Here is a 12,245-nt window from a genome sequence, read left to right as displayed (position 1 = left end):
GGCTAAAGGCGGTCGGAGACCCCCGCCTCCTCAAAGGTGGCCATGTGCAGGATGCGGGCCGCAGCCCGGAGGAGGGGCATGGCCAACACCGCCCCCGTCCCCTCCCCCAGGGCCAGGTCCAGGTCCAAGAGGGGCTCCAGGCCCAGGGCCTCGAGGATGGGCCGGTGCCCCGGCTCCCGGGAGAGGTGCCCGGCAAAGAGGTTTTCCTTTAGGCCAGGCTCCAGCCGCCAGGCCAAAAGGGCCCCCGCGGAAACGGGAAACCCGTCCAGGACCAGGGGAAGCCCCGCCCGGTACCCCTCCAGGTACACCCCGGCGACGGCCACGAGCTCCAAGCCCCCCACCTCCGCGGCCACCTCCAAGGGTCCCACCCCCGGGCGCAGGCGGGCCAAGGCCCGGGCCACCGCCTCCCGCTTGCGCTTTAGGCCCTCCTCCCCCACCCCCGTGCCCCGGCCCACCACCCTCTCCGGGGGGAGGCCCAGAAGGGCCGCGGTGAGGGCGCTGGCCGCGGTGGTGTTGCCGATGCCCATGTCCCCCGCCGCCAGCAGGGTGGCCCCTTCCGCGATGGCCAGACGGGCGGCCTCCCGGCCCGCCTCCAGGGCCTTTTCCGCCTCCTCCAGGGTCATGGCCGCCTCCCGGGCCAGGTTTCCCGTGCCGGGGCGCACCTTGCGCCTCAGGAGCCCGGGGTGGTCGGGGAGCTCCCCCCTGACCCCCACGTCCAGGACGTAGACCCGGCAGTCCGCCACCGCCGCCAACTGGTTGATGGCCGCCCCGCCCCGGAGGAAGTTCAGGACCATCTGGCGGGTGACCTCCTGGGGGTAGGCGGAGACCCCCTCCGCCACCACCCCGTGGTCGGCGGCGGCCACCACCACCGCCCCGGGCCCCAGCTCCGGCTGGACCCTTCCCTGGAGGGCGGCCAGCCTAAGGGCCACCCCCTCCAGCCGGCCCAGGGAACGGGGGGGCTTGGTGAGCCGCTCCATGCGGCGTTGCGCCGCTTGCAAGGCTTCCTGGTAGCCCATACGGTAGCAGTTTAAGCTTAGGGCCATGGAGCTTTGGCTGGTGCGCCACGGGGAGACCCTTTGGAACCGGGAGGGGAGGCTTCTCGGCTGGACCGACCTCCCCCTGACCCCCCTGGGGGAGGCCCAGGCCCGGGCCCTGAAGGGCAGGCTCCCCGCCCTTCCCGCCTACACCTCCGACCTGCAGCGGGCCTCGAGGACGGCGGCGCTGGCGGGCTTCCAGGCGGTGGCCACCCCGGCCCTGCGGGAGATCCACTTCGGCCTTCTGGAAGGGGCTTTGTGGGAAGCCTTGGAGGCCCCCTACAAAGAGGCCATGCTCCGGTTCCAGGGTTTCGCACCCCCTGGAGGGGAGGCCCTCGAGGCCTTCCAGGAACGGGTCCTGGGCTTCCTGGAAGGCCTCAAGACCCCCGCGGTCCTCTTCACCCATGGCGGGGTGATCCGGGCCGCCCTGAGGGCCCTGGGGGAAGACGGGCTCATCCCCTTGGGGGGTGCGGTGGCCCTGGACTGGCCCCGTAGGGTGCTGGACCGCCTGGCATGAGCCTCCTTCTGGCCCTCCTTTTGGACGCCCTCCTTGGGGAGCCCCCGGCCCGGCTCCACCCCGTGGTCCTCATGGGCCGGTACCTCGCCTGGGCCTGGCCCCGGGTGCGGGGCCTGGGGTCCGGGGCCTTCTACTGGACCCTGGGGGCCCTCCTCTTCACCCTCCCCGCCTTCCTCCTGGACCTCCTCCTGAGGCCCCTGCCCTGGGGCTGGCTTCTTCTTGGCCTCCTCCTCAAGCCCCTTTTCAGCCTGCGGATGCTCCTGGAGGAGGTGGCCGCGGTGGAGAGGGCCCTGGGGGAGGACCTGGAGGAGGCCCGGAGGCGGCTATCCCGCATCGTGAGCCGCCCCACGGAAGACCTCTCCCCCGAGGAGGTGCGGGAGGCTGCCCTGGAGAGCCTTTCCGAGAACCTCTCGGACAGCGTCCTCGCTCCTCTCCTCTACTACGGCCTCTTCGGCCTGGCGGGGGCCGCCCTCTACCGCTACGCCAACACCGCGGACGCCATGTGGGGGTATCCCGAGCACGGGGCCCGGGGGGCCTTCGCCGCCCGGGCGGACGACCTCCTGAACCTCCTACCCGCAAGGCTTACAGGCCTCCTCCTCTGCCCTCCCCGGCTTTGGCCAAAGCTCCTCCAGGAGGCCCGGAAGACCCCTTCCCCCAACGCCGGCTTCCCCATGGCCGCCCTGGCCCTGAGGCTAGGGGTGCGCCTCCGGAAGCGGGGGGCCTACGCCCTGAACCCCCACCTTCCCTCCCCCACGGGGAAGGAGCTGCGGCGGGGCCTCTGGGTCACGGGGGGATTGGGGTACGGCCTCGGCCTCCTCCTGGGAACCCTGGCGGCCCTAGGGGGGCGGGGGTAGGCTTCCATAGCCTGGACCAAGGTCCTTCCCCAGGGGCACCTTAGGATGGGGGACGTGATCGATGACGTGCTCAAGCCCATCCACGGGGGGCCGGATGGCGGCCCTGAACCCTTTTACGACTTCTCCACCAACGCCAACGCCTTAGGGCCCAACCCGGTGATCCTGGAGTACCTGCGCCGGGCCGACCCCAGCCGCTACCCCGATCCCCTTTACCGGAGCCTCCACCGCCTCCTGGCCGAGGCCCACGGGGTGCCGGAAAGCCACGTGGCTGTGGGCACGGGCACCAGCGAGCTCATCCACCGCCTGGCGCGCTGGAGCTTCCTCAGGGGGCCCATCCTGCTCCTGCGGCCCACGTTCAGCGAGTACGCCCGGGCCGCCCGGGCCCTGGACCTGCCCCTTTGGGAGGTGGAAAGCCCCGAAGCGTTCCTGCGGCGCCTGCCCCAAAGCGCTCTGGCCTTCCTCTGCGTGCCCAACAACCCCACGGGGGAGGTCTACCCCTTCCTGGAGGAAGCGGCCCAAAGGGCCGGGGGCGCCTTGGTGCTGGACCTGGCCTACCAGCCCCTTCTGGAAACCCCCCTTTCCCTGCCTCCAGGGGCCTGGCTCCTCCACAGCCCCAACAAGGCCCACGGCCTTACCGGGGTGCGGGCGGGCTACCTGGTGGCCCCCCTGGACCTCACGCCCCTACGCCACCTGGCCCCCTCCTGGCCGGTTTCCGTCTACGGGGAGGCCCTCCTCTTGGGCCATCTGGACCCCGAAGCCCAGGCCTGGCTGGAGGAAAGCAAGCGGGAACTCCACCGCCTGCGGTCCCTCCTGGCGCAGGGGCTCAGGGCGCTGGGCCTCGAGGTAAGGGAAAGCCCCGCCAACTTCCTCCTGGTGCGGGTGGGGAAGGCCACGGAGGTGGCCCGGGCCCTGCGGGCGCGAGGCATCCGGGTGCGGGACGCCACCAGCTTCGGCCTGGGGGAGTGGCTCAGGCTCTCCGCCCAAAGGGAAGAGGCCCAGGAAGCCCTCCTAAAAGCCCTGGGGGAGGTGCTCTCCCAAGGGGTGGGGGTAGACTGAGGCGCATGCGGGCCAAGGCCTTGGCGGTGTGGGGCACGGGAAGCGGGGTGGGGAAAAGCCTCCTCACCGCGGGGCTTCTCCGGCACTTCCGGAGGCTGGGCCTCCGGGCGGCCCCCTTCAAGGCCCAAAACATGTCCAACCACGCCCGGGTGGTGGCTGGGGGGGAGATGGCCAGCGCCCAGTGGCTCCAAGCCCTGGCGGCGGGCACCCCTCCGGAGCCGCGCATGAACCCGATCCTCATCAAGCCTTTTGGGGAAGCGGGGAACCAGGTCGTCGTCCTGGGCCGGGTGGACCCCTTCCTCTCCCAGCTTCCCTGGAAGGAGCGCCGCCCCCACCTCGAGGCCCCCGTGCGGGCGGCCTTGGAGGGCCTTCTCCGGGACTACGACCTGGTGGTGATGGAGGGCGCGGGCAGCCCGGTGGAGCGGAACCTCTGGCCCGACCTCCCCAACCTCCAGGTGGCGGCCTGGGCGGACGCCAAGGCCCTCCTGGTGGCGGACGTGGACCAGGGAGGCTCCCTGGCGGCGCTCTACGGCACCTGGGCCCTTTTGGGGGAACACCGGGCGCGGCTTGCCGGGTTTGCCCTCAACAAGTTCCGGGGGGATATCCGCCTCCTGGAGCCTGCCTACGGCCTCCTCCAGGGGTGGACGGGGGTGCCGGTCCTCGGGGCCCTGCCCATGCTATCCCTGGAGCTTCCTGAGGAAGACGGCTTCCGCCATCGGCCCCGAGCCGGAAGTGGCCCCAAGGTGGCCCTCCTCCGCTACCCCCACGCCGCCAACCTGGACGAGTTCTGGCCCCTTTCCGAACTCTCCCGTTTCGTCCACGCCCGTACCCCGGAGGAGGCGGAAGGGGCCGACCTCCTCATCCTTCCGGGAAACCGGTTGCCGGCCAAGGACCTCCCTTGGCTTCGGGCCTTCCTGCCCCTCCTACGGGCCCACCTGCAGGCCCAAAGGCCCGTGCTGGCGGTCTGCGGGGGAGCCGAGATGCTCGCCCAGGTCCTCGAGGACGAGGAAGGGGTGGAGGCGCAAGGGGTATTCCCGGGGCTTGGCCTCCTCCCCTTCCGGGTGCGCATGGAGCGGGAGAAGACGGTGCGGCGGACGGAGGTGGCCTTCCGCGGGCTGGAGGGTTTCTGGGCCAGGCTGAACGGCCTGGAGGCGGAGGGGTACGAGATCCACCACGGCCAGGGCCTGCCCCTCCTCCACCAGGAGGGCCCCCTCCTCGCCACCTGGCTCCACGGCCTCCTGGAGAACCCCGCCGTGCAGCGGGCCCTCTTCGGCCGGGAGGCCCGGGGGCTGGAAGCGGCGCTAGAGGAGCTGGCGGACGCCCTGGAGGCCCACCTGGACCTGGCCGCCCTCCACCGGGCCTTGGGGCTTGCCGGCAGGCCTGCCCTTACCCCTCCCGAGCCGAAGGGCGCCGTCCCCGACCCCCCGCCTCCCCCCGGCCTCATCCTCCTCCTCGGAGGGGCCCGGAGCGGGAAAAGCCGCTTCGCCCAAGAACTGGCCGGTCCCTTTGCCAGCCTCATCGCCACCGCCGAGGCCCGGGACGAGGAGATGGCCGCGCGCATCGCCCGGCACCGGGCGGAGCGCCCCCCCACCTGGGAGACCCTGGAGGAGCCCCGGGACCTGGCCGGGGCCCTGCGCCGGGCCCGCCACCCCACGGTGGTGGTGGACTGCCTGACCCTGTGGGTGGCCAACCTCCTGGAGGCGGGCCTGGACCCCCTGGCGGAGGCCGGGCGCTTCCTGGAAGCGGTGCGCCAAAGCGGCAAGCGGGTCATCGCGGTTTCCAACGAGGTGGGCATGGGCATCGTCCCCGCCAACCCCCTGGCCCGGCGGTACCGGGATCTCCTAGGGGAGGTGAACGCCCTCCTGGCCCAGGAGGCGGAGGAGGCCTACCTCCTGGTGGCGGGAAGGCCCCTGCCCCTCCCCCCTAGGCGAAGTGGTTGAGGGGCCCGTGGCCGCGCCCCAGGCCGGGGGCGGTCTCCAGGGCCCGGGTGAGGTAGGCCTTGGCCTCCCCCACCGCCCCCTCGAGGGGCTTGCCCAAGGCCAGGAGGGCGGCGAGGGCCGCGGAGAGGGTGCAGCCGGTGCCGTGGGTGTTGCGGGTCCGCACCCGGGGGGCGCGGAAGGCCAGGACCCCTTCGGGGGTGGCCAGGAGGTCCACCGCCTCCTCCCCTTCCAGGTGCCCCCCCTTGAGGAGGACGGCCCGGGGGCCCAAGTCCAAGAGATCCCGGGCCGCCTCCTCCGCCTCCCGCAGGGTGCGGATGGGCCGTTGCAGGAGGGCCTCGGCCTCCAGGCGGTTGGGGGTGATGAGGGTCGCCAGGGGGAAGAGCCTGGCCTTCAGGGCCTGCACCGCCCCCGGGGCCAGGAGGGGGTCCCCGCCCTTGGCCACCATCACCGGGTCCACCACCAAGGGCGCGATGCGGAAGCGGGCCACCGCCTCGGCCACGGCCTCCACGATGGCGGCGTCCCCCAAGGCCCCGGTCTTGGCGGCGTGGACGGGGAGGTCCTCGGCCACGCTCTGGATCTGGGCATAGACCAGCTCTGGGGGAAGGAGCTCCAGCCTTTGCACCCCCAGGGTGTTCTGGGCGGTGACCAGGGTGAGGGCGCTGGCCCCATAGACCCCGAAGCGGAAAAAGGTCTTGAGGTCCGCCTGCACCCCAGCCCCGCCCCCGGAGTCGGAGCCGGCGATGGTAAGCGCTACCTGCATGCCCCACCTCGGGCATAATGCGGACGGCCTTCGCCGTGGCCGATATCCACCTGCGCCTTTACGGTTTCCGGCTTACCCTTAGCGACGAGGAGGCCTTCACCCTGGTGCTGGAGGTTGCCCGGTGCCGTCAGGAGGTGGGGGGCGTGGCCGAAGCTTTTCGTCAGCATCTCGACCCCCCGCCCTAGCCCACGGGGTCGTGGGCGTAGGGTGCACCCTGAAGCTCCATCCGGGCCTTGCCCCGTAAGACCGCCTCCACCAGGTTCATGGGGCAGAAGGGGCCGCACATGCTGCAGGCCTTGGTCCTGGAGCCCCGCTCCTCCTTGAGGCGGCGGGCCTCCTCGGGAAAGAGGTAGAGGGCGAACTGCCCCTCCCAGTCCAGGCGGTAGCGGGCCTCGGACATCCTTCGGTTCCGCTCCAAGGCCCTGGGGTTCCCCCGGGCCACGTCCGCGGCGTGGGCGGCGATCTTGAAGGCGATCACCCCCTCCTTCACGTGCTCCGGGGTGGGCAGGCCCAGGTGCTCCGCCGGGGTCAGGTAGCAGAGCATGTCCGCCCCCATCCAGCCCGCCAAGGCTCCCCCGATGGCCCCGGCGATGTGGTCGAAGCCGGCCGCGGTGTCCACGGGGAGCATGCCCAGGATGTAGAAGGGGGCGTGGCCCGTGAGCTTCTTCTGGATCTGGACGTTGGCGGCCACCTCGTTCAAGGGGATGTGCCCCGGCCCCTCCACCATGGCCTGCACCCCCGCCCGCCTCGCCCGTTCCACCAGCTCCCCGATGGTGAGGAGTTCGGCGATCTGAGCCCGGTCGGTGCTGTCCGCCAGGGAGCCGGGCCTGAGGCCATCCCCCAGGGAGAGGGTCATGTCGTAGGTGCGGGCGATCTCCAGGAGGTCGTCAAAGCGGGCGTAGAGGGGGTTTTCCTCACCCCGGTGGAGCATCCAGGCGGCCATGAGGCCTCCTCCCCGGCTCACGATCCCCGTGGTGCGGGAGGAATTCCGGTAGACCTCCAGGTTCTTCAGGGTAACCCCCACGTGCACGGTGATGTAGTCCACCCCCTGCCGCCCGTGCTCCTCGATGACCTGGAAAAGCTCGTCCGCGGACATGTCGAAGAAGCTCTTCCTCTTGGCGGCGCGGAACTCGGCCTCGTAGATGGGCACGGTGCCCAGGGGAACGGTGGCCACCTCCAGGATTTTTTCCCGGATGGCCTTCAAGTCTCCCCCCGTGGAGAGATCCATGATGGTGTCCGCCCCGTACTGGATGGCCACCCGGGCCTTCGCCACCTCCTCCTCGAGGTCCACGTAGTCGTAGGAGGTGCCCAGGTTGGCGTTCACCTTTACGCTAAGCCCCTCCCCGATCCCCTTGAAGTCCCGAAGGGTGCGGTGGTTGGGGTTCCGGGGAATCACGATCCGCCCCGCCGCCACCCCTTCCCGCACAAACTCCGGGGAAACCCCCTCCTTCTCCGCCACGTAGGCCATCTCCTCGGTGATGAGGCCCTTCCTTGCCGCTTCCAGCTGGGTCATGGCTTTACCCCCATAAGCTCCAGAATCCTCGCCGCCGTCCAGGGGGCCAGGAGGACCCCGTTCCTCCCGTGGCCCACCGCCGCATAGACGCCCTCCTGCACCTCCCCCACGAGAAGCTCCCCCACCGGCCGGTAGCCCCATAGGGCCTCTCGGAACCGGGCCCCCTCAAGTAAGGGAAAGCGCTCGTGGGCGTAGTCCGCAAGCCACCTGAGGCCGAAGAGGTCCACCCCCGGGGCCCAGCCCTCCCGCCCGGTGGCCCCCACGTACACCCCGCCCTCCCGGGGCAGGAGGTAGCCGTCCCCGGCGAAGAGGGGCATGGGGGGCGGCGTCCCCTCCAGGAGCAAGGCCTCCCCCTTTAAGGGGCGCACCCCCAGGCCGAACCGGCCACCCCAGGCGCCCACGGCCAGGAGAAGGTAACGGGCCCGGGCGGCCAAGGGCTCCTCAGGGGAAGCACCCCGCCGCCTTCCCCGCACCTCCCCTTCCCTCACCTCCTCCACCTCCGCGTGGAGGAGGGGGGTTCCCATGGCCTCCAAAGCCCGCAGCAGGGCCTGCCGCAACCTCCTAGGGTGCACGTACCCCCCGGGGAAGGTGCGCGCCCCCCTTCCCCCCCGCACCGGGTAGGCAAGGGGCTCCCGGGCTTCCCAGGCCTCCTCTTCCCTTGGGGAAAGGGCCACCACCTGGGTCCCGGCGAAGTCCGCCTCCAGCGGCAAGCCCAAACCCCCAAGCTCCGCCAGGAGGTCGGGATAGCGCTCCAGGCCGAAGAGGGCCGCCTCCAAAACCTCCCCGGAGAGCCCCTCGGGGTAGGGGGCCAGCATCCCCGCGCTGGCGGAGGTGGCCGCCCCCTCCTTGCCCGCGTCCAGGAGGAGGACCTCGAGGCCCCGCTTCCTGAGCTCGTAGGCGGCCAGGGCCCCGATGATCCCCGCCCCTACCACGATGACGTCCACCTTCACCGCCCGGGCCCTCCCAAGGGAACCCCCTCCGTGGGGCTGCTGGGGCTCGCCCCCTCCCTGGGCCGCATGGGCCCCGCCAGGTAGGCCCTCCTCCCCGCCTCCACCCCCAAGCGGAAGGCCTCGGCCATGGCCACGGGGTCTTTCGCCTCGGCGATGGCGGTGTTGACCAGCACCGCATCCAAGCCCAGCTCCAGGACCTCGGCCGCGTGGGAGGGGAGGCCCAGGCCCGCGTCCACCACCACCGGGGGCAGGGAGGCCCGCTCCCGGGCGAAGAGCTCCAAAAGGGCCCGGGTCTTCACCCCCCAGCCGGAGCCGATGAGGGCGGCCAGGGGCATCACCGTGGCCGTGCCCAGCTGGGCCAGCCTTCGGGCTAGGACCAGGTCCGGGCCGATGTAGGGCAGGACCAAAAAGCCCTCCGCCAACAGAGCCTCCGCCGCCTTCAGGGTCTCCACGGGGTCGGGGAGGAGGTAGGTGGGGTCGGGGATCACCTCCAGCTTCACCCAGCGCTCCCCGGTGAGGGCCCGGCCCAGGCGGGCGATCCTCAGGGCCTCCTCCGCGGTGCGGGCCCCGGCGGTGTTGGGAAGAAGCCGCACCCCCTCCAGGGCCTCCAGAAGCCCCACGTGCCCGGGCATCCTGGCCTCCACCCGGCGGATGGCCACGGTGACCACCTCCGCCCCCGCCGCCTGCATGGCCTCCCGCATCACCCCGAAGTCCCGGAACTTGCCCGAGCCCAGGATGAGGCGGCTCCTTAGCTCCACATCCCCTACCTTCCAGGTGTCCATCTAGCCTCCTTGCATGAGGGTGACCACCTCCACCACATCCCCTTCCTTCAGGACGTGGTGAGGAAGCTCCCGCCCCGGGTAGGCCTCCTCGTTGAGGAGGACCGCCACCCGGGAAAGATCCACGTCCAGCTCCTCCAGAACCTCCCTCAGCGTTTTGCCCTCGAGGGGCTTAGCTTCCCCGTTAAGCCACACCATAAAGCCGCTCCCTGAAGGCCCTGGCCGCCCTTTCCGGGTCCTCCGCGTCCAGGATGGCCCGCACCACCACAACCCGGCGCGCCCCAGCCTCCAAAACCTCCCCCAGGTTCTCCAGGGTGATGCCGCCGATGGCGTACCAGGGCCTTTCCCCCAGGTTCTCCCGGGCCCAGCGCACATAATCCAGGCCCGCCGCCGGCCGGCCCGGCTTGGTGGGGGTCTCCCAGACCGGGCCCACGGAGAGGTAGTCCACTCCCTCCTCGAGGGCCTTTAGGGCCTGCTCCGGAGCGTGGGTGGAGCGGCCCACCATCCCCCCGAAGAAGCGCCGGGCCTCCGCGGGCGTCAGGTCCCCCTGACCAAGGTGCACCCCATCCGCTCCCAGAAGGGCCGCCAGGTCCGGCCGGTCGTTGAGGAAGAAGGGCACCCCATACCGTCGGGCCAGGGAGAGCATCCTCTCCCCCAGGGCCAGGGTGGGCCGGGCCTCCCAGTCCTTGGCCCGAAGCTGTACCACCTCCACCCCTCCCCCCAGGGCCCTTTCCGTGCGGTCCAAGACCTCGTCAAAGCTCCAACCAGGCCTGGGGGTCACCACCAGGTACAGCCTTCTCCGCAAGGTCTCACCTCCTCAGGCCGGCAAGGCAAAGCCCTGCGGCTTGAGGAGGTGGAGTTTTTGGGGATTGAGACGTTTCCGCATAGGCTTCCCTCCGCCGGCATTACCCGGATCAGGTTCCAAGGGTTGCTGGGAGAAACCCAGCTCTCAGCCCCTCCCTTAGGGCACCCCTAGCCTGCCCCCTCACTATACCACGTGGGGGGCTTGGAAAAGTGGGCCGGGGCACGGGGAATATACCCTTGACTTTCATAGACTCAATGGTATATCATTCCGGGCAACCCCCGGCCGGGGGGAAAGGAGGCAGGATGGCAGGGCTGAGCGCCGAAGTGGAGGCCGAGATCCAGCATCTGGAGGCCATGATCGCCCGCCTCGAGGCGGGGGCGGAAGACCCGGAGGACTTCCGCGTCTTCCGCCTGAAAAACGGCATCTACGGCATCCGGGGACGGCCCGAGCACCACATGGTGCGCATCAAGCTCCCCGTGGGCCGGGTGAGCCCAGAGGCCCTAAGGGTTCTGGCAGACGTGGCGGAGCGGTATGCAGAAAACCGGCTGACCCACGTAACCACCCGGCAGGCGGTGCAGCTCCACCACGTGCACCGAAGGGACGTACCCCACGTCCTCCGGGCCGTAAACAGGGTGGGCCTCACCACCCGCGAGGCCTGCGGCCACTCCATCCGAGCCATCACCTGCTGCCCGTACGCCGGAGTTTCCCCTGAGGAGCCCTTTGACGTGACTCCCTACGCCGAGGCCGCCTACCGCTACTTCCTCCGCCACCCCGTGGGGCAGAACCTGCCCCGCAAGTTCAAGATTGCCTTTGAGGGGTGTGCCACCGACCATGCCCGTACCCCCATTCACGACATCGGGGTGGTGGCCGCGGTGGAGGGGGGCAAAAGGGGCTTCCGCCTTTACGTGGGCGGGGGCTTGGGAGCCGCTCCCATGAGCGCGGAGCTCTTGGAACCCTTTACCCCAGAGGAGGACCTCCTCCCCACCATGCTGGCCATCATCCGTCTCTTTGACCGCTACGGCAACCGCAAGGTCCTCACCCAGGCCCGGCTTAAGTTCCTGGTGAAGCGGTGGGGCATCGCCGCCTTCCGGGAGGCGATGCGGGAGGAAAGGCGGCTGGTTAAGCTCACCGCCAGCGGGGAGGACCTGAGGGCCTGGCAACCGCCCCAGGACCCCCCGCTCCCTCCTCTCCCCTCCCCCCCCAGGAAGCCCTTCAGCTTCGCCCCAGGCTTTGAAGACTGGCGCCGCACCAACCTCTTCCGGCAAAAACAGGAAGGCTTCTACACGGTTTTGGTGCGCCTTCCCTTGGGGGACATCGCCCCGGAGGGCCTGAGGGCCTTGGCCGACATCGCCGAGACCTACGCCGCCGAGGTAAGGAGCGCCATCAGCCAGAACCTCCTCCTGCGCTTCGTGCCGGAAGAGGCCCTAGGGGGGCTTTACGAGGCCCTCCTTAAGGCGGGCCTGGCCCACCCCTACGCCCACACCGTGTTGGACATCACCCGCTGCCCCGGGGCCGACACCTGCAACCTGGCCATCACCCACTCCCGCGGGCTGGCCCAGGCCCTGGAGGCCCAGCTCTCTTCGCTTCCCTTAGTCCACGACCCGGGGGTGCGTTCCTTGAGCCTGAAGATCTCCGGGTGCCCCAACTCCTGCGGCCAGCACCACATCGCTGACATCGGCTTCTACGGGGCAAGCCGCAGGATGGGGGAACGAGAGGTACCCCACTACGTCCTCCTCCTGGGAGGCCGCACCCGGGAGGGTGAGGCCCGTTTTGGCCAGGTAGTGGCTCGGATTCCTGCCCGGCGCACTCCTGAGGCGGTGGAAAGGATCCTGAAGCGCTACCAGGAGGAGCGGGAGCAGGGCGAAAGTTTCCAGGCTTATTTGGACCGGGTGGGAGCCGCCTCCTTCAAGCCCCTTCTCGAGGACCTCCAGAGCATTCCTTCCTATGAGGAAGCCCCAGAGTACTACCAGGACCTGGGGGCGGAAGGGGAAACCTTCCGGGTGCAGCTAGGCCGTGGGGAGTGCGCGGTGTAAGGGA

The 12,245-nt window shown here is 70.6% G+C and carries 13 protein-coding genes and 1 riboswitch; of the genes, 6 read left to right on the top strand and 7 right to left on the bottom strand.

Annotated features, from left to right (window positions below; all coding sequences use genetic code 11):
- Positions 1-2: 2 nt before the first annotated feature.
- Positions 3-1,016 (bottom strand): nicotinate-nucleotide--dimethylbenzimidazole phosphoribosyltransferase, encoded by a 1,014-nt coding sequence (cobT, locus tag L1088_RS05230; RefSeq protein WP_234554027.1) that lies wholly within the window; start codon positions 1,014-1,016, stop codon positions 3-5.
- 25 nt (positions 1,017-1,041) lie between these two features.
- Between cobT and L1088_RS05225 the strand changes: the two genes are divergently transcribed.
- From L1088_RS05225 to L1088_RS05210, 4 genes are read left to right on the top strand one after another with little or no spacing between them, the layout of a single operon-like run.
- Positions 1,042-1,551 (top strand): histidine phosphatase family protein, encoded by a 510-nt coding sequence (locus L1088_RS05225; RefSeq protein WP_234554026.1) that lies wholly within the window; start codon positions 1,042-1,044, stop codon positions 1,549-1,551.
- Positions 1,548-2,405 (top strand): adenosylcobinamide-phosphate synthase CbiB, encoded by an 858-nt coding sequence (gene cbiB / locus L1088_RS05220; protein WP_234554025.1) that lies wholly within the window; start codon positions 1,548-1,550, stop codon positions 2,403-2,405. The genes L1088_RS05225 and cbiB overlap by 4 nt, the downstream gene beginning before the upstream one ends.
- Before the next feature lie 45 nt (positions 2,406-2,450).
- Positions 2,451-3,461 carry a pyridoxal phosphate-dependent aminotransferase gene (locus L1088_RS05215; RefSeq protein WP_234554024.1) on the top strand — a complete coding sequence of 337 codons (1,011 nt, stop codon included), beginning with the start codon at positions 2,451-2,453 and terminating at the stop codon, positions 3,459-3,461.
- A 5-nt stretch (positions 3,462-3,466) separates the two neighbouring features.
- Positions 3,467-5,401: a cobyric acid synthase gene (locus L1088_RS05210; protein WP_234554023.1), complete on the top strand. Its 1,935-nt coding sequence runs from the start codon at positions 3,467-3,469 to the stop codon at positions 5,399-5,401.
- Here the strand turns inward: L1088_RS05210 and thiD are convergent.
- Positions 5,385-6,161, bottom strand: a complete 777-nt coding sequence (thiD, locus tag L1088_RS05205; protein ID WP_234554022.1) for a bifunctional hydroxymethylpyrimidine kinase/phosphomethylpyrimidine kinase — start codon at positions 6,159-6,161, stop codon at positions 5,385-5,387. The genes L1088_RS05210 and thiD overlap by 17 nt on opposite strands.
- A gap of 17 nt (positions 6,162-6,178) precedes the next feature.
- Between thiD and L1088_RS05200 the strand changes: the two genes are divergently transcribed.
- A complete protein-coding gene (locus L1088_RS05200; RefSeq protein ID WP_234554021.1) occupies positions 6,179-6,346 on the top strand; it encodes a hypothetical protein in 168 nt (55 codons plus the stop codon).
- Here L1088_RS05200 and thiC read toward each other — a convergent pair.
- The 5 genes from thiC to thiE are packed head-to-tail and all read right to left on the bottom strand — an operon-like array spanning position 6,343 to position 10,208.
- Positions 6,343-7,674 carry a phosphomethylpyrimidine synthase ThiC gene (thiC, locus tag L1088_RS05195; protein WP_234554020.1) on the bottom strand — a complete coding sequence of 444 codons (1,332 nt, stop codon included), beginning with the start codon at positions 7,672-7,674 and terminating at the stop codon, positions 6,343-6,345. The genes L1088_RS05200 and thiC overlap by 4 nt on opposite strands.
- Positions 7,671-8,624 carry an NAD(P)/FAD-dependent oxidoreductase gene (locus tag L1088_RS05190; RefSeq protein WP_234554019.1) on the bottom strand — a complete coding sequence of 318 codons (954 nt, stop codon included), beginning with the start codon at positions 8,622-8,624 and terminating at the stop codon, positions 7,671-7,673. Before L1088_RS05190 ends, thiC begins: the two co-directional genes overlap by 4 nt.
- Positions 8,621-9,406: a thiazole synthase gene (locus L1088_RS05185; RefSeq protein ID WP_234554018.1), complete on the bottom strand. Its 786-nt coding sequence runs from the start codon at positions 9,404-9,406 to the stop codon at positions 8,621-8,623. Before L1088_RS05185 ends, L1088_RS05190 begins: the two co-directional genes overlap by 4 nt.
- Positions 9,407-9,601, bottom strand: a complete 195-nt coding sequence (thiS, locus tag L1088_RS05180; protein ID WP_015717078.1) for a sulfur carrier protein ThiS — start codon at positions 9,599-9,601, stop codon at positions 9,407-9,409. It lies immediately after the preceding gene.
- On the bottom strand, positions 9,588-10,208 hold the full coding sequence (gene thiE / locus L1088_RS05175) for a thiamine phosphate synthase (RefSeq protein ID WP_234554017.1): 621 nt from the start codon (positions 10,206-10,208) through the stop codon (positions 9,588-9,590). Before thiE ends, thiS begins: the two co-directional genes overlap by 14 nt.
- A gap of 69 nt (positions 10,209-10,277) precedes the next feature.
- Positions 10,278-10,387, bottom strand: a riboswitch (TPP riboswitch).
- Between the two features lie 123 nt (positions 10,388-10,510).
- Between thiE and L1088_RS05170 the strand changes: the two genes are divergently transcribed.
- Entirely contained in the window at positions 10,511-12,241 is a 1,731-nt protein-coding gene (locus L1088_RS05170) for a nitrite/sulfite reductase (RefSeq protein WP_234554016.1), read from the top strand.
- Positions 12,242-12,245: the final 4 nt, after the last annotated feature.

Source organism: Thermus caliditerrae (assembly GCF_021462525.1).
In the GTDB taxonomy this organism is placed as follows: domain Bacteria; phylum Deinococcota; class Deinococci; order Deinococcales; family Thermaceae; genus Thermus; species Thermus caliditerrae.
The sequence above is the reverse complement of the archived record's forward strand: the minus strand, read 5'-3'. Positions and strand labels throughout refer to the sequence as shown.